Origin of the sequence: Rosistilla carotiformis (assembly GCF_007753095.1) — a bacterium.
Taxonomy (GTDB): Bacteria; Planctomycetota; Planctomycetia; order Pirellulales; family Pirellulaceae; genus Rosistilla; species Rosistilla carotiformis.
In genome coordinates, this window is sequence record NZ_CP036348.1 from 5,236,167 (window position 1) to 5,252,573 (window position 16,407).

At 59.1% G+C, this 16,407-nt stretch carries 12 protein-coding genes; 3 read left to right on the forward strand and 9 right to left on the reverse strand.

Features of this window, described 5'->3' with window-relative positions; translation table 11 throughout:
• The first annotated feature begins 9 nt into the window (after positions 1 to 9).
• Positions 10 to 885 carry a PfkB family carbohydrate kinase gene (locus Poly24_RS18925; protein ID WP_197452018.1) on the forward strand — a complete coding sequence of 292 codons (876 nt, stop codon included), beginning with the start codon at positions 10 to 12 and terminating at the stop codon, positions 883 to 885.
• Positions 869 to 1,543, forward strand: coding sequence for a ceramidase (locus tag Poly24_RS18930; RefSeq protein ID WP_145099087.1), 675 nt, complete (start codon positions 869 to 871; stop codon positions 1,541 to 1,543). Before Poly24_RS18925 ends, Poly24_RS18930 begins: the two co-directional genes overlap by 17 nt.
• Positions 1,544 to 1,547: 4 nt before the next feature.
• On the opposite strand, the gene Poly24_RS18935 is transcribed toward Poly24_RS18930, so the two are convergent.
• The 3 genes from Poly24_RS18935 to Poly24_RS18945 form a co-directional block, all read right to left on the reverse strand.
• Positions 1,548 to 2,324: a sirohydrochlorin chelatase gene (locus Poly24_RS18935; protein WP_231753226.1), complete on the reverse strand. Its 777-nt coding sequence runs from the start codon at positions 2,322 to 2,324 to the stop codon at positions 1,548 to 1,550.
• Positions 2,325 to 2,446: 122 nt separating this feature from the next.
• On the reverse strand, positions 2,447 to 3,172 hold the full coding sequence (locus tag Poly24_RS18940; protein ID WP_145099093.1) for a platelet-activating factor acetylhydrolase IB subunit: 726 nt from the start codon (positions 3,170 to 3,172) through the stop codon (positions 2,447 to 2,449).
• Positions 3,173 to 3,348: 176 nt separating this feature from the next.
• Positions 3,349 to 7,095 (reverse strand): DUF4332 domain-containing protein, encoded by a 3,747-nt coding sequence (locus tag Poly24_RS18945; RefSeq protein ID WP_145099096.1) that lies wholly within the window; start codon positions 7,093 to 7,095, stop codon positions 3,349 to 3,351.
• 513 nt (positions 7,096 to 7,608) lie between these two features.
• Between Poly24_RS18945 and Poly24_RS18950 the strand changes: the two genes are divergently transcribed.
• A complete protein-coding gene (locus Poly24_RS18950) occupies positions 7,609 to 8,331 on the forward strand; it encodes a sugar phosphate isomerase/epimerase family protein (RefSeq protein ID WP_231753227.1) in 723 nt (240 codons plus the stop codon).
• A 39-nt stretch (positions 8,332 to 8,370) separates the two neighbouring features.
• On the opposite strand, the gene Poly24_RS18955 is transcribed toward Poly24_RS18950, so the two are convergent.
• The 6 genes from Poly24_RS18955 to Poly24_RS18980 all read right to left on the reverse strand — a co-directional run bounded on the left by Poly24_RS18955 (position 8,371) and on the right by Poly24_RS18980 (position 16,395).
• Positions 8,371 to 9,336, reverse strand: coding sequence for an alpha/beta hydrolase (locus Poly24_RS18955; protein WP_145099102.1), 966 nt, complete (start codon positions 9,334 to 9,336; stop codon positions 8,371 to 8,373).
• Positions 9,296 to 10,363 (reverse strand): S-methyl-5-thioribose-1-phosphate isomerase, encoded by a 1,068-nt coding sequence (gene mtnA, locus Poly24_RS18960; RefSeq protein WP_145099105.1) that lies wholly within the window; start codon positions 10,361 to 10,363, stop codon positions 9,296 to 9,298. Before mtnA ends, Poly24_RS18955 begins: the two co-directional genes overlap by 41 nt.
• A 168-nt stretch (positions 10,364 to 10,531) precedes the next feature.
• The gene (locus Poly24_RS18965; protein WP_145099108.1) at positions 10,532 to 11,608 is read right to left on the reverse strand and encodes a prenyltransferase/squalene oxidase repeat-containing protein; all 1,077 of its coding nucleotides are present in this window, start codon (positions 11,606 to 11,608) and stop codon (positions 10,532 to 10,534) included.
• Between the two features lie 95 nt (positions 11,609 to 11,703).
• Positions 11,704 to 12,882: a hypothetical protein gene (locus tag Poly24_RS18970; RefSeq protein ID WP_145099111.1), complete on the reverse strand. Its 1,179-nt coding sequence runs from the start codon at positions 12,880 to 12,882 to the stop codon at positions 11,704 to 11,706.
• Entirely contained in the window at positions 12,879 to 14,612 is a 1,734-nt protein-coding gene (locus Poly24_RS18975; protein ID WP_145099114.1) for a hypothetical protein, read from the reverse strand. The genes Poly24_RS18970 and Poly24_RS18975 overlap by 4 nt, the downstream gene beginning before the upstream one ends.
• A 40-nt stretch (positions 14,613 to 14,652) precedes the next feature.
• On the reverse strand, positions 14,653 to 16,395 hold the full coding sequence (locus tag Poly24_RS18980; RefSeq protein WP_231753228.1) for a type II secretion system minor pseudopilin: 1,743 nt from the start codon (positions 16,393 to 16,395) through the stop codon (positions 14,653 to 14,655).
• Positions 16,396 to 16,407 lie beyond the last annotated feature (12 nt).

The window sequence follows — 16,407 nt, forward strand, 5'->3', positions numbered from 1 at the left end:
CGCCGACCTTTGATCGTTGGCGAAGTGCTGTTTGATAACTTTCCCGATGGCCAGTCGATCTTGGGCGGGGCTCCGTTCAACGTGGCTTGGAATCTGCAAGGCTTTGGAATGGAGCCGGAGTTTGTGTCGGCGATCGGCGATGACGACGCGGGACAGCGAATCACCGACCGGATGAAATCATGGAAGATGTCGACGGCGGGTTTGCAAACCAATGAGCAACCGACCGGCGAAGTTCAGGTTACGTTTCAAGATGGCCAACCGTCGTATGAGATCGTTCCCGATCGGGCATTCGATTTCCTGAAGATGCCCGAGTTTCCAGTCACCTCGACCGGGTTTGCCATGTTGTATCTCGGCAGCTTGGCGAGTCGGAATGCCGTCAGCCGCGACACGATCCGCCAAATTATCGCCGACAGCGACCTACCTCGTTTTGTCGACATCAACATTCGGATGCCATGGTTCGACAAAAAATGGCTGCACACGCTGCTGCATGGAGCGCAATGGGTCAAGTTGAGCGACGAAGAGCTTTCGCAGTTAACCGACACGCCCTGCAAGACCGCCGACGAAATCCGTGCGGGTGTCCAACGTTTGAGCGTCGAGTTTGGTGGGGAACAGTTTTTTGTCACCTGTGGCTCGCGCGGTGCCTACGCCGTCACCGGGGGTGAATTGATCGTTGCCGATGCTCCCAACCCCAATCCGATGCGCGACACCGTGGGGGCTGGCGACGCCTTTGCCGCGACGACCATTTACGGTCTATTGAGCGGTTGGGATTTGCAACGCACAATCCGCACCGCAACACGCTTCGCATCGCGCGTCTGCGGGCTCACTGGGGCAACCACGGACGATGCGGCGCTTTACCAATCGGTGAACGATGGAATGGTTACTTGAACCGGCCCGAATGCAGTTTTGCGAACGGACCCTCGACGGACCGATCAAACATCCGGCCGACACGTGGACCAATATCGGTCCTCTGGTCGCCGGTATCTTCATTCTGATCTACGCCAACCGCCCGTTGGCTCGGTTGCTGGGGGTTGCCGCGATGTGGACCGGCGTCGCGTCGGGATATTTCCACGCCTCCAACACGATCCTCGGCGAGACCTTGGATCTCAGCGGGATGTTCATGTTCATCTTGAGCATCGCTGCGCTGCAGCAACAACGCAGCGATCCGAATCGTCCGGGAAACCGGATGTTGATCGCGATCGTCCTAGTCAGCACGCTCCTGCTGACCGGTCTCTCTTCGGTATCAACAGCCTTCGCCAGCCCGATGTTTGCCGTGATCGTGGTGATCGTTGTCGCTCGGGGCCTGTACGACAGCATGCTCACCCGCTGGGCCTACGCGATGGTGATCACGTTTCTGATCGCCTGGGGCTTCTGGTGGTTGGACTACATGCACATCGTCTGCCATCCCGACAATCACATCCTGACCGGACATGGACTCTGGCACCTGCTCAACGGCGTCGTCTTCTGGTGCGCCTTCCGACACTACCAGAGCACGATGCCAGATCCAGCGACCGAGCGAACCGAAGGTCAGCTGCAAGACGATTAGCTCATCAGTCGATTTCTGCAGCCAATTCGATCAGGGCCTGAGCCAACCGCGGGTCGGGGCCCAGTCGATCGACGGCGATCCAGCGTCGATCCCGATGCCGATCCGCTGCCACATCGACCATCTGCATTACACGTTGGTTCAGATCGCCCTGGAACAGCAAGTGGGGTTGGACCACGATCGTATCGATCTCGGGCAGCTGAGCGACTTCGTCCAACACCGCAGCGAGATCGGGGCGCGCCATCGCCACAAACCCGGTGCGAACGACCGCCGGCCGCAACGATTGGCCACGCAATTCGCTGAAGCGATACATCTCCGCTGTCGCGCCGTCGTCCAGACTGCCGCGGCCGACCATCACCAGCGCCGTCCGCGCCCGATCGACTCCGCCCGCGGCATCGATCGCCTGCTGAGCTCGAATCGCCGACAGCTCCAACAATTTCGGATGGCACTGCAGCGGCGGCGTCTGCACAAACGGCAGCCCACGACTCTCGCCGATTGCCGCATCGCAAGCCGCCTGCAACTCCTCGGGGATGTCCCGCTTGGCGTGCCCCGCAGCAAACAACAGCAACGGCATCGCGTAGATGCCGTCGACGCCCGACGCAACCATCCGCTGCCATGCCTCGCCGATCGTCGGCTGCTGCAGCTCCAAGAAACAAGCTTCGACAGGTGCTGGAGCGAGCAACTGGCCCAACACCGCCCCCAGCTGCAAGAACTCCTGCGTCCCGCCGAGGTCCCGCGTTCCATGCCCGATCAACAGATAACCCGGCCGCGTGCAAGCTTGCATCGCGGCGGGTAAGGCATCATGAGAGACCGGCCGATGCGGGTCCGAAGATTCCGAGGTTTTCAATGTCTTGCCCTTTCGCGGCAATGCGGGGATGAAAAGCGAAAGGGCAGAAAACCAACCGACTATTTGCCCATCAGCTTGGAGACGCTCGGCTCGATCGATTCGGCCCAAATCGTGTAGCCCTGTTCACTCAAGTGTAGCAGGTCGGGCATGATCTCCTTGGAAAGAGAACCGTCGTCGCCGAGGAATTTGTCGCCGATATCCAAGTAGAAAATGTTTTCGTTGTCAGCCAGCTTGGCGACGATCGCGTTGCTTGTTTCGTTGGCCTGACGCTTCGCATCAGCTGGCGTGGCACCGCGGGGAAAGGTCGCCAGCAACAGGATCTTCGTTTCGGGAGTCTTCTCACGCAATTGGTGAATGATCGCGGTGACACCTTCGGCGATCTCTTCGGGCTTATTGCGGCCGGAGTTGTTGGTGCCGATCATGACAACCGCCAACTTGGGCGAGATCCCTTCCAAGTTGCCATTGTCCAACCGCCACATGACGTGCTGCGTGCGATCGCCACCGATGCCCAGATTGACAGCGTTGCGATCGCCGTAGAAATCGGCCCAGACCTTCTTGCCGCGGCCTTCCCAGCCTTGAGTGATCGAGTCGCCGATGAAGACGAGGTCGACGTTCCCCTTGGCAACGCGAGCGTTCATCGATTCGTGGCGCTTCATCCAATTCCCGTCGCGCGGTACGGGAGTGATCGCATCGTGCTTCGTTGCGGTGGCTTGAGCGCTTGCGACCGAGGTCAGCATCGCAGCGATCAGAAAACAAGTAACAGTGGTCATTCGTCGCGAGGTCATCGAGGTTCGATCCTGGTTTGCGAGGTGATTGGGGGGGTAGAAACGCCCATCTTAGTCGCTGCCACCGCGCGGTGGAATCGAGTCGCCAAAAACAAACAGCTCGCCAACGCAAAGTGCGTCGGCGAGCTGAGGCGATGTTTCATTTGAAACGGCAAAGACCGTAAGAATGCTTTGGGTTAGGCGGCGACAACTTGGTCGCGTTGGCCGGCCCAGGTGATCCAGTCGGTGACTTCCGCCAAATCGGGCAGCGGAGCACCACGCAGGATTCGCTTCCCTTCGCTGCTGCGAGCGATCGGCGTGACTTCGTCCAACAACCACTGTGGATTGCACTCGCTCAATTGCTTGACGCTGGTGATTTCCGCAGCGACCAACAACTGGGCGTCGTGGCCACGCAGCATCGGAGAAGTGCACATCAGCTTGGATTGCATCTGCCAATCGCGAACCGTTTCGGTCGTGATCCGGCGATGGTTCAATTTGTCGGCGACAAACGCCGGATCGGCATCCAACAGATCGGCAACCGTATAGACTCCCGCCTTCTCCAATCGCTTCGCCATCGATGGGCCAATCGAAGGAGCGTCGACAACGTCGCTCTCCCGGCTCAAGTAATACCGCAGAGTCCGCGTCTTGCTATCGACATCGATCGGGACGGTCGATCGCTCCGATCGCTCGCCGCGACTGGTGCGCGTGACGCGAGTCCGCGTCGAACGTTGGCTTCGCCCGTTGGACGAACCATCGCGGCTACTGTCCCCGCTGCTCGAACGGGAAGACGATCGGCTACCCGACACGGAAGACGAACTGCTGCCGCCCGAACCGTTTCGCAAACTGGAACGCTTGGTGCTGCGGACCACGCGATTGCCGTGTTGATCGTAATCGTATTCGACTTCCAAGTCGGCGATTCCATCACCATCGTAGTCGTAAGTTTCTCGATAGCTGTTTGCCGAACCGGTCCGCTGACGAACCGAATCGTGTTCGTACGGATTCGGGAACGCCGAATGATCGCTTGCCAACGGACGGCTGGTGCTTTCACCGGTTTGCCCATCTCGCGACGAGGTGCGACGACGGCGGGTGACGCGGGTCGTTCGCCCACCACGCGACTCATCGGCGAGTTCACCGTCACGGCTGCGTGTCGAGGTCCGTGTGGTTCGCGTCGACTGACGATCGCCATCGCGATGACCGCGTAGGACGGCGCGACTGGCCGAAGCGATCCACGTCGTGATTCGCGACAATTCGTAACTGGTTCCGCTGCGGAGCGTCTCGCGTCCCAAATCGGTCGCCAGGAAGCGTTCGACTTTCACCAACAACTCGGTTGGATGCAGTTGAGCCAATTCCTTAGGCGTCGTGACGCCACAGCCGACCAAAATCCGAGCGTCGAAAGGACGCAGGCCGGGAACGCGGCAGACCAGATCGGATTCGATCTGCCAGCGGCGGATCGTGCGATCGCTAACGCCAGCCAATCCAATTCGCGATGCGATGTTGGCGGCGTTGCTGGTCAACAGATCCCCCACCGATTCGACACCGATTCCACGCAAGCGAGCCGCGGCGACCGAATCGACCGAAGGGGCCAAGTCGATGTGACTCTCGGGAGTCAAAAAGTGCCGACCGATCAAGGTTTCCCCGTCGATCGTTGTGCCGGTTCGCGATTCCTTGCGATGGTTGGGTTCGTACAAACCACGCATCGTGCGGCGCCGCGGATAATTGTGAGCGGGGCTCCAGCCACGGCCGGGCGTGTGCGACGGATTGTCGTACAAACCGTTCGATTCACGCCAAGCCATATCGAGGAAGCGATTCACGTCGTACAGGTCGCTGCTGGCCGCTCCGTTCTGCAAGTTGTTACGGGCAGGCAGGGCATCGGTCCAAGCACCCTGCTCCGACAGATCGTCGACCAACGCTTGCGAACGAGTCAACACAACGACTTGGTTACCGCCCGCCGAAAATTCAACCAGCGTGCGGGCGACGCTACGGTGATCGTGGTGATGCACGACGGGATCGTCGACGATCAACGGCATCCCCGTTCGGTTTTCGTTCATCAAGCAACAGATAGCCATCCGAACGGCGAGCGCTGCGGTACGGCGATCGTCCGACGAGATATCCGATTCACGGCGTCCATCGACGCGAACTTGATCGGGGCCCACCAATTCGATCATTCGCAATCGGCCGGCGGTCAATCGCGTCAGCCAGTGATTTGCACACGCGGTCAGAGGCGACTGCGTTGCGTGACCAGCGGCTTCTAAACGTTGCAGTTCGTCGGCCAATCGTGTTCGTTCGCGACGCAATCCGTCCAACGAATCGAGCCACTCCAAACGACGCCGTACTTCCGCCAGTTCGTTCCGCAGATGGGCCATCCGAGCGGAATCGACAACGGGCTTACGATCGGTCGGCAAGGACAACAACTCGCGTTGCAGATTGTCGATGTCGCGAACCACGGTCGCCAATTGATCGTCGGCACGTTGCAATTCGGTCCGCAACCCGGTCAATTCATCTTGCAAACGCTGGCGACGCGCGATCGCCGCATCGACCGAACCGACGCTGGGTGGGCAATGATCACTGACCAACCAATCGCGCAGATGTGGAGTGTCGGTGTACGGATTCCAATCGCCGTACGCCGACGACAACTGGTCCATGGGAACGCCATGTTCGCGAGATGCCAGTCGCATCAATTCGCTGCGATCGGCGATTAGACGCTCGATCGCCGACATCAGTTCTTGTTCGCAGCGGCGCAGTTGAGCGAGTTCATCGTCGAAGTGTGCGTGCGGATGGTGCGCGTCGCGACGCCCCAAGCCTTCACGGATCGCATGCAATTCGTCACGCATCGCGTGCAGGTTGCGAGCCTGTCCCGACGCATCGTTGCCATACCGGTAATAACCATCGGTATAACATCCGGCCAACGCATCCAATTGGCGTTGGGCATGTTCGATACGGCCTTCCAGGCTGCTCAAATATTCGTACGGATCGCTGGATGGATCGCTACTGGCGCGATACGAACCACGGTTGGTGGATTCCGCGTAAAAGGGCGCATCGCCCGAGCTTTGTAGACGCTCGCGAAGCGATCGAACCTCTTGCAGCGTGCGACGCCAACGAACCAGTTGGGCGTCGAGATCTTCCAACTGCAAACGGTAATCTTCAGCGATCGTCCAGCGTTGCGGTTCGTGGTGCGGAACTTGGCTCAACCGATCCATCTCGTCTTGGATGTCGGCGATCGATTCCCGCAGATCGTCTTGGTAGTGACGCAAACGGAGCGATTCTTGTTGCGATGTTCGCAAACGTTGTTCCAACCGGCCACGATCTTGGCGATCCAAGCTTGGTTCGCTGGTGACGCAATCACGTTCCAGAGTTTCCAACTCCGTGGTCAATCGCCGACGACGCATTTCCAGTTCGTCGCGATTCTCGGTTCCACGGTAATCGCGGCTGATCTGCGCGTCGATGTCGACCAGGCGCATCTTGATCCGTTCGATCTCTTCGGAGGAACGATTGACCGCGTGGCTCAATTCAAAGCCAACCGATGCGGCCGCTTCGAAGACGCGGGCGATCGACGTCTCATTGGTATCGGGAGCGACCACCATGTCGACAAGCGCCGGTGGAATCGCATCGGGACGGCGCGAATGGTAACCGTAATGTCGGTAGCGTTCGTCGGCGTAAGCGGCGTCGCGAGGAGAGAAATCGATCAACAACCGGCCATCATGGGTGCCGTCGGATTCGCGTTGGCAATGATACAGCCCGCGATGATCGGCCCAGGTCACGCGGCCAACGGTTGCACCGTGGCGGTCGTATTGGTTGCCCAGCATCACGCCGCGAATGAAATCGACAATCGCAGTTTTGCCCGAGCCCTCGGGGCCCCAGATTGCGTTGATTCCGTTTGAAAATGGCCCGATATTTTTCTTACCGAACGGGCCGTAGACGTCGATGTCTAAGCGTTCCAACAACATGGGTCTGGCTCCTCCTTGGCCACAATACAAACCGATTCCATCGATTTACGGGAACGTCCAGAATAACGAGCGGTCGACAAGGCACAAAGAGCGGTTTGCCACAAAATTGGTATTCCTATCAGATTTGACTCAAGTTTCGCTCCAGTAGCACCATCGATTCGCAAAACGTAAATTGCTAGCATTTGCAACCTCCTGCCCACACCAAACGCCCTCCCTGCGGTAGACGATCGAATTCGCGAGGGATTAAAACGCCAGACGCCACGGCAGGGCACTTCCGTTTGTTAAATACGGTTTGATGCTTGGGGGGGCTGGAAACCGTTTCCTATCTTGAAAATCCACGACGATGGCGCCCTGGACCCTGCGCCGAGGAGTCTGCGACGCAAATTCTGAGCCACCCTACCCAGAATCGCCATTGGACAGACCTTGCGCGATCGCTAAGCTTTAAAGCCGGTAGAAGTTTGTTCGACTCGATGAAGGAATGTTATTGTGTTTGTGGCCGTCTCTTTGGAAAGCATGCCCGATTTGTCAATTGAAGACGCGGTGGAGATCGCGGACGATTTGGAATTTGCGGCCGTTGAAATCGACCTGCACGAAGATGGAGGGCACATTCGTCCGAGCGAAATCCTTGACAATGCCGACACCGCCTACCATCGGGTGCGTTTGTCGCACCGGTTGGATATCGCCAGCTTCAGTATCCGCTTGCAATCGACCGGCAACGAACACTACGAACAGTTCGCCGAGCTATGCAAGTTCGCGAAGATGTGCAAAGTCGTCACGCTGACGGTCCCTTCGGCGGAACTAGGCACTCCGTTTAATGAAGAAGTCGAGCATCTGCAACGACTGGTCGATGTCGCGGAAACCGAAGGCTGCCGCGTCGCCGTGCGAACGCAGATCGGTCGGTTGAGCGAAGATCCCGACACGTTGATGGTTCTGTGCGACAACGTGCACGGTTTGGGGATCACCCTGGACCCGAGCGTCTTCATGTGCGGTCCTTGCAGCAACAAGAGCCTCGACCGGATCATGAAGTACGTCTTCCACGTCCACTTGCGCGATTCGAAGCCCGATGCGTTTCAAGTGAGCGTCGGCCAGGGGGACCTTGATTACGCCAAGCTGATCGGCCAACTTTCGCACGAAAAATACGACCGCGCATTCAGCATCCACATGACTCCGATCGATGGTTTGGACCACCGCGTGGAGTTGCGAAAACTGCGTCGCTTGACCGAATCGTTACTGTAATCTCTCTAACAGCGATTCCGATCCCACTCCGGTCGCCGATCACTCGGCGGCCGACGAAGTTTCTCGCGGGTCGGCAACCGAATCGATCAGTTCACCTACGGCCGCGTAAAATTCGGCCGTGGGAGAATCAAGATGCCCAAAATTCTGCAGCTCTAGGAAGCGTTTGTCCTGGGAAGGGCAAGCGTCGAACAGTTGCTTGCCCGACGTAAATGGCACGATCTCATCGATCGGACCGTGGATTTGCAACAGGGGACCGCGATAGTTCTGGATCCGCTCGACCGATGGATAGCGGTTGCGCATCAGCCAACGGATCGGCGCCCATGGATAAATCGACTGTGCCAGTTCGACGATCGAATGGAACGTCCGGTCGAGGATCAACGCCTTCGCGCCCAGATCCGACGCCAGATGTGTGGCGATTCCACCACCAAGACTGAGCCCCCACACGATCACTTCGTCGTCGGCGATCCCTGCCCGCTGGGCCAGCCACCGCTGCGCGGCCTCGCCGTCTTGAAGCACTCCCGTTTCCGTCGGTTGCCCCTGACTCTTGCCGTAGCCGCGATAATCGAACACGAAGATCGAAACCTGGTAGAGATCGCGCAGCTCCGAAATCCAGTCCCCCAGATCGGCCACCTGTTGCGCATTGCCGTGGCAAAACAGCAGCTGAGCCCTCGGCTGCGGATGCGCAAAATACCAACCGTGCAATGCGGTGCCATCGGCCGACGTAAAGTTCACGTCTTCGAATTGCAGGTCGGGACGATTCCAATTCGCCGCCGCAACCGCGGGGGCGGGGTAGACCAACGAGGTTTCCAGCCAGGTCAACATCAGCAGCATCGCCAGGTAAAGTCCCACGACGACGGCGATCGACATCCGGACACAGCGACGTGCCCAATTCCGATACGGCCGCCCAGCGGGAGCGGTTTCGTGTTGCGATTCGGATTCCATTTGCGACCGGTTTGCGATCTCTTCAGCTGGCATCTTGCACCACTCGGCGAACGTTAGCTTCATCCACCGGATCGATCACGCCACGATCGGTGATGATGGCGGTGATCAGTTCCGCCGGCGCGACATCAAACGCCGGATTGTAGACATCGACCCCTTCGGGGACCGTTCGCTTGCCAAATGCTTCGGAGATCTCGTAGTCGGCGCGTTGCTCGATCGGGATCAAATCGCCGCTAGCCAGTGTGAGATCAAACGTGCTGCACGGTGCGGCAACGTAAAACGGAATGTTGTGATGCTTGGCGAGCACCGACAATCCATACGTTCCAATTTTGTTGCACGCATCACCATTGGCCGCGATCCGATCGGCGCCGACGATCACCGCGTCGACGCGTCCCTCTTTCATCACACAAGCTGCCATCGAATCGCAGATCACCGTCACCGGGACGCCATGCTGCTGCAGCTCCCACGCCGTCAAACGCGCTCCCTGCAACAACGGCCGCGTCTCGTCGGCGAAGACGTGCAGCGATTGCCCCGAATCGTGAGCCGAATAGATCACCGCCAACGCCGTGCCGTATTCCGCGGTCGCGAGCGCCCCGGCGTTGCAATGCGTCAGCACATTTTTCGCCGCGGCGATCAACGGGGCACCATTCCGGCCGATCGCGTGACAGGTGTCGCGATCCTGTTGATGGATCGCACGCGCTTCGGCCAGGAGAGCTTCCAAAAACGCATCGGTCTGATCGAAACCGTCGCGGTCTATCACTTGCCGCATGCGGTCCAAGGCCCAGAACAAATTGACAGCTGTCGGCCGGCTGGTCGCCAAATAGTCGGCCGCGGCGTGAGCCTGCTGCTTCGCCTGATCGACGCTCTGCCGCGTCGTTTCCGCCGCGCCGATGCAAACGCCGTAGGCCGCAGCAACACCGATCGCGGGGGCCCCACGGACCGACAGCCGTTTGATCGCTGTCCAAACCTGTTCGACCGATCGGCAATCGATTTCGACAAGCTCGGTCGGCAAACGCGTTTGGTCGATCAAACGAAGAAAGCCGGTCGTCTCCTGCTGCCAGGAAAGGGGCTCGATCTTGACGGGGTTGCTCATCGTGGGGGTCTTCGAATTTCGAGTGACTAGAGGAAACGACCGACCGCACCAATCCATGCTCCGGCGATTCCGGAAGTCTTCCTCTTTGGGAAGCCTTCCCTGGTGCGGTCTTCGATCGGGGCATGATCGCCGTATTGGGCCCGCGCTTCAAGCCTGCCCCCCATCGATTTACTTCTGATAGATCGGCAGATAATGGTACTTCACCGACAGCGTCAACATCGCCAACGAAGTCGAATAGACGTGACCGATCCGCTTCTCATCGCCCCCTTCGGCTAACCACGATCCGTCTCCCAGCTGCCGCGGCAACAGGACCTTGGCAACATTCTGCTCCGCCTCCTTGGCATACTCGCCACCACGTTGATACATCCCTTGGGCGTAATAGTAGGTGCCGTAGTGGAAAAAGCGTTCGTTCTGTTTGGGCGGATGTTCCAACAACCAATCGGCAGCCCCCGCGACCAGCGGCGAATCGTATTGACCGCAAACCTGCATCGCCAACAATCCGGCGGCGGTCATTGTGAAGCTGGCGTGGCGTTGGCCGGGAGTGTAGCTGAAGCCCGCCGGCTTCTCAGCGTCGGGCAGCCCGTTCCGATCCAACTTGGCCGTGTACGATCGCTTCAAGTAGTCGACCGCATCGTCGATCGCGCTGCCGGGTACCTGCAATCCGTCGTTCTTCGCCGATCGCAGCGCCATCAACTGCCATACCGAAACCGAAAGATCGGCATCGTTGGACGTGGGCGTGTAGCGCCAGCCCCCTTGGTTCTCTTGACTCTTCTGATGCTTCTGCGACTTCAAAATCAGATCGATCGCCGCCTGACAGCGGTCGTGGATCAATTGGTCTTGCGCCGGGTCGGTTCCCATCCCCAGCATCTCGGTCAGCATCAGCGTCGTGATGCCGTGGCCGTACATCCGCGATCCATCGTGCCGACCATAATAGCCTTCATCATCCTGACGCCCGTCGGCAAGCACGTAAGCCAACCCCTTGGTGACCGCTTCGCCAGCGGGAGTTGGATCGCCCGGCAGATGTCCGACCGAAGCCAACGCCATGATCGCCAAGGAGGTCATCGTGGTGTCGTGGCTGCGATCGACAATCGCTCCATCGGCTCGTTGCTTGCCGACCAAAAAAAGAACGGCCTTGTCGACGGCGCGGTCGATTTCGTCTCGCTCAAAACTGGAGTCTGCCGCAGAGGCTGGAGTTGCGGTTGCAAACAGCAACGCCAGCAGGGCAAGTGACGATCGACAACACATGCTACGGAACCGAGTTGTAGGGGAGTGGATGGAACACCGGACCAATCATCCGCAACCGATTCGCGTTCCGGCGTCTTCTTCCGCCGGACGATCGACTAGTTCAAATCGTCCGCCTTGGCGTCGGCCAAGCTGCGGTCGTGTCGCAGAATGAAACGTTGATCATCGCTTTCGAAAACCGCAAAACGATCGGTCACTTCCACGATTGTACCCTCGATCGAACCGACTTTGAACGTATCGCCGACTTTCAATTTCAGCAGCTTGTTCTGCGTCCGAACGCGAATCCACGCACTCCATTGACCGCGGCTTTGCACCAACCCGGTCAGCACCGCCTGTTGCGATTCGTCAAACGGCGGCGGCCCCTCGGCGACGACAGGCTCCGGCGGCGGATCGCCCACTTTGAAAACCAGCATCGTTTCGATCTCGCGACTTGGCAAACCGTCGTCCCAAGCTCGCACCTTGATATCGAATTCTCCCTTCTCCTTCGGGCGGCCGATCAATTCGCCGCGGCTGAATTGCATGCCGGCGGGAAGATCGCCAACGACTTCGTATTCGACGCGGTGATCCTTATCGGGGTCATCGAACTTCAACCGCTTCGAGAAATCGGTATCGATCGATGCCGTCAATGTCTTTTCGCCACTGTAACGCGGTGGCTGGTTCGCGGGACTGAACATGTTGCGGTTGACGATCGTTTCGACCAACAGCGGCGCAACCCCATCGACTCGCGGATCGGTCGTGCTGGGAGCGGGCTGATCTCGCGCCGCATCGGCCAGGGCGATCGCTTCGACATCGATGTTCATCAACAACTTCCCCTCTTCGCTCGAGGGGCGCAGGACCAACTTCTTGGCGCGTTGCAGATAGTTCTTCTCGTGGAAAGTCGTCAGGAATTCACTGACCTTTTGAATGTTCCCCACGCCGCCGATCCGGAACGTGTAGACGCGATACAGTTTGTTCGATCCCTGTTCGCCCACATAATCGACAGCTCGATTTTGCAGTCCCGAAGCGCTAACCAACTTCTCCAGCCATTCCTTGTATTCGGCCTGAGCCCGCTGGGGATCGCTGGGGAGAGAACGTCGACGGTATTCGGCGATCTGGGTTTCCGCCTGCAAGCCGGCAAATTCCTGCTCTTGCTGATCCAGCAACTTGTCTTCCAAGTTCCGCAGCTTGTTCGCCCGCGTCTGCAGCCCCGATCGATACCCGCTGAGACTGAACTGCAGCCCCACGGCAACGACCAAACCGCCAACCAAATAGACAAGTAATTTTTCGCGTTGGTTCATGCGGACACCTCGTCGCTCTTGCTTTCGTCGCTCTCTGATGCGTCGCTATCGCTTGCGTCGGCTTTGGTTTCTTCCGTATCCGATTCGTCGGCTTTCGATTCGCCCGCGGCGGGATCTGCTTGATCGGAATCGTTTGCTGGCGTCGCGGCTTCGGTCGTGGTCGACTCTTCTTCGCCGGAACCCTCCGGCGTTGTATCCGCTTCGGTCTTCACAGGCTCTTCGGTTTTCGCAGGCGCCTCTTTCGCATCCGCCTGCGCGGCCTTGGGTTCAGCCGAATCGACAACTACCGGCGCGGCGAGTCGTTGCTCACGAACGCTTGCCGCTGGGATGCGGATCGTATCGTTGAACTGGAACTTAAAAGTCTCGTTCCGCGGATCGCTCTTCACCCCGTCGCCGGTCACCGCGTGGTCGGCGTCGCGCAATTGGCTCTCCATCGCGATCACCGCTGCCGGTTCGCGAGCGACGCCTTTGATCGACATCGTCGCGCCCCCGCGTGGATCGGCAGCGACCGTCAACTGCTCGACTTGCATCTGTTCAGGCGGACCTAAGTTTTCACTCAGGTATGCCAACTCGCCCAGCATAAAGACATCGCCGTCGAGGAACTGGTCGATGCGAGCCAGGTTTGCTTTGCTGATTTGCGCCGCGGCAACCGCATCGTTCAAATCGTTGCTGGCAACCAATGTCTGTTGGTACTTGGCATCCAAGCGACTCAGTTGACTCCACGCCAACCAACCGATCAACAACACCACCGCAGCGGCCAGCCCGCCATACAACGCGTAGCGATCGCGATTTGATTTCGGTTCGGGCGGACGACGTGGGTTCAGGAAATCGATCAGCCCTTCGCCCTTCAGCACGTCCCCTTCCAAGAGGCCCAAGAGCGGCGCGAAGCGGCCGATGTATTGTGGCATTCCATTGGGAAGCGCGGCCGGCATTTCGACCAGACTGAAGGGATCGACCGATTGAGCTTCGATTCCCAGTTGTGCGGTCAATTGCTGACGCAGTTCGGCATGATACGCGGGGTTGCCCCAGACGATGATCTGCCGTTGGCTGGAATTGCTGCCGTCGCGGCGAACGGCCATCAAACTGCGACGCGTTTCGTTGACGATCGTCCGCAGCCGAGCTTGCTCGTCCGTTGGAACGCGAACCGAACGCAAGAAGGCGGGCGTCTTGCCACGCATCACGATCAGATCGACCTCGTCGGCCAACGTATCGATCAGGATCGTCTCGCCCGAATCGGGCTGCTTCAGCAGCTGGAACAGCGCCGCGGCCGCGGTCGGACGCAGCACGATCCGCTGCAACTGCAGTTCCGATGGCTCGCAGACCCGGCGAATCTCTTCGATGTGTTCGGGAGCCAAAGCGGCCGCGGCAACTTCGACTCCCGTTTCGCTGCGAGCGATCGGCAGGTAATCGATCGCCGCCCGTTCCCCCGCGGCGGCGAACTGCCGAACCGCTTGAAACCGCACCACATCGGGAAGCTCTTCATCGGGAATCGCCGGCAGACTCAATTGGCGCAGCTCCGCCCGGCCTCGTCCAATCGCTATCAGCGTCGGCAATTTCTGCAGCCCACGCTCTGCCAATGCGTCGGCCAACTGCTTGCCAATCGCTTCGGGCTTCGCTCCGCTGATGTCGACCGTAAAGACATCGGTGACGACAAACCGATTGCCGCGCGGCCGCGCCGCGACCACGCGGATCTCGTTGTCGTCCCATTCGATTGCTAACTGCTTTGCCATGTTTCTTTGCCGTATGCTTCCGCGGTATTCTCTCGCTGCACTACTCTGCGATACTTAATGTTTGCATCCCGTCCTCGCCACGGACGCCCAACGTGCCGACGTCAAAGCCACGTCCCAAATGACTCAGGCTTCGCCAATAAACGATGTCGGGATTGATCGTCGTCGCGTCGATCACGACTTCCACCCGCGCCGACTGATTCGCCCCTTCGAAATAGCCGACAACTTGAGCTCGGTAGACATCGCCCCCGGCGGTGACCAACGGCAACAGTTGTCGCATCTGTTCCAACGTCACGATCCCTTCGACCAACGGCCAGGTCTCAAAGCGTCGGTTCTCGCTCTCGGATTGCTCGCCGCGGGCCTCGACCAACGCCAGCGCCGTCTCTTCCTCCAAGATGGGCAGACCGTAAATCAGTTCCGCCGGACATTCATTCAGATTAATCCGTCCCGGCATCGAATCGTAGTCTTTCGAGGTCAACAAGCCCATTAAATAAGGCATGTAGGTCGCCATCGCTAACGGTTCGTCCGCAAACGGCGATTGGTAGACCGTTTGATCGTTCCCTTCGCCAACGACCACGGTCGCTCCGACCAAGTCCAACAGCTGCGAGACCTCGACTTTCCCCTCCGATAGATCCAGAGAGCCCAAGGCCGAGGAGGTCCACGCTTGCCCGCCGCTCGCCTGCGACACCGCCTCGGCGGCATCCGAATCGCCCCCTGCCGTGGCCGTGGCACCCGATTGCCCGGCGACGCGGTAGGCGACGATAAAACTGGCCCAATCTTCGTTGCCCAACACGTCGGTCAGATCGGCTTGCAATTGTTCCAGATCTTCGGCGTTGACATCCACGCGGTCCGCCCCATCGGCGGTCTTGTTCCCTTCGCGGCTGTAGACCGTCAGGTACGCAGACCAGCCGAGCGATGCGGTCGATTGATCGCCCGTCGTAATGTAGGTCTGTTCGATCGGATCGATGATGCCATTGCGATTGGTGTCGGCACCAAACAGCAGCTCCGGCGTCACACCGCGAACCAACAGCAGCTCCTCCACGCTGTCCAACGGTCCGTTCTTGGGACCGTACGGCGTCGGCAGGGCGTTGTAATAATCGTACTCGGCGCCGAAGTCGCGTTGTTCGTCGTCTTCGTCCAACCAATCCAAGATCGAATCGGCGACGTCTTCGGTCATGTTGGGAAGCGCCATCAGCAGCTCGCGGGCGATGCTGTCGCTGACCACCATCTGATCGGTATCCGCCAACCCCAGATCGGCCGCCGCTTGCAACGCTTCGTCGCCGACGGCATAGTTCTCTTCGATCACCGTCAACACGTTCAAATTCAGCCGCGCCGATTCGTTTTGCAACCCGTACCGGATTCCCGAAAACTCTCCCATCGCATCGATCGACGGCGCGATCACTGTGACGTTGCCGCGACGCTGCGGATCGAGATCGGGTACCACATTGATCGCTTGGAACATCGCCGGATTGTTGTCGACGCCTCCCAGCTCCTCGCGGCCGGTAGGCGTTTGAGCGAGCATCAACCGCGCCAACTCCGTCCCCGATTCGACGAGCATGTCGGCTTGCGTTTTGCGTCCGCTCAAAATCGTCGATTCGTCGTAAGCCAACATCAGGTCGGTAAACGAATAAGCAGCCATCGTGCTCACCGCGATCACAACAAGTGCGATCAGCAGGAAGATCCCGCGACGGGCGCGACGCGGGACGCACTGCTTTGTCGGCGCCCGATCATCCTCTTCGACCACCAACGCGGGATCGAGCTCGACAGGGCATCGCAATTTATCCACTTGTGCCATGGT

What these genes read in the sequence shown, in the direction of transcription:
- Poly24_RS18955 (WP_145099102.1), bottom strand. Translation starts at nt 9,336, where the DNA reads ATGAAGCTAACGTTCGCCGAGTGGTGCAAGATGCCAGCTGAAGAGATC.
- Poly24_RS18930 (WP_145099087.1), top strand. Translation starts at nt 869, where the DNA reads ATGGAATGGTTACTTGAACCGGCCCGAATGCAGTTTTGCGAACGGACC.
- Poly24_RS18965 (WP_145099108.1), bottom strand. Translation starts at nt 11,608, where the DNA reads ATGTGTTGTCGATCGTCACTTGCCCTGCTGGCGTTGCTGTTTGCAACC.
- mtnA (WP_145099105.1), bottom strand. Translation starts at nt 10,363, where the DNA reads ATGAGCAACCCCGTCAAGATCGAGCCCCTTTCCTGGCAGCAGGAGACG.
- Poly24_RS18970 (WP_145099111.1), bottom strand. Translation starts at nt 12,882, where the DNA reads ATGAACCAACGCGAAAAATTACTTGTCTATTTGGTTGGCGGTTTGGTC.
- Poly24_RS18975 (WP_145099114.1), bottom strand. Translation starts at nt 14,612, where the DNA reads ATGGCAAAGCAGTTAGCAATCGAATGGGACGACAACGAGATCCGCGTG.
- Poly24_RS18940 (WP_145099093.1), bottom strand. Translation starts at nt 3,172, where the DNA reads ATGACCTCGCGACGAATGACCACTGTTACTTGTTTTCTGATCGCTGCG.
- Poly24_RS18950 (WP_231753227.1), top strand. Translation starts at nt 7,609, where the DNA reads ATGCCCGATTTGTCAATTGAAGACGCGGTGGAGATCGCGGACGATTTG.
- Poly24_RS18935 (WP_231753226.1), bottom strand. Translation starts at nt 2,324, where the DNA reads ATGCAAGCTTGCACGCGGCCGGGTTATCTGTTGATCGGGCATGGAACG.
- Poly24_RS18945 (WP_145099096.1), bottom strand. Translation starts at nt 7,095, where the DNA reads ATGTTGTTGGAACGCTTAGACATCGACGTCTACGGCCCGTTCGGTAAG.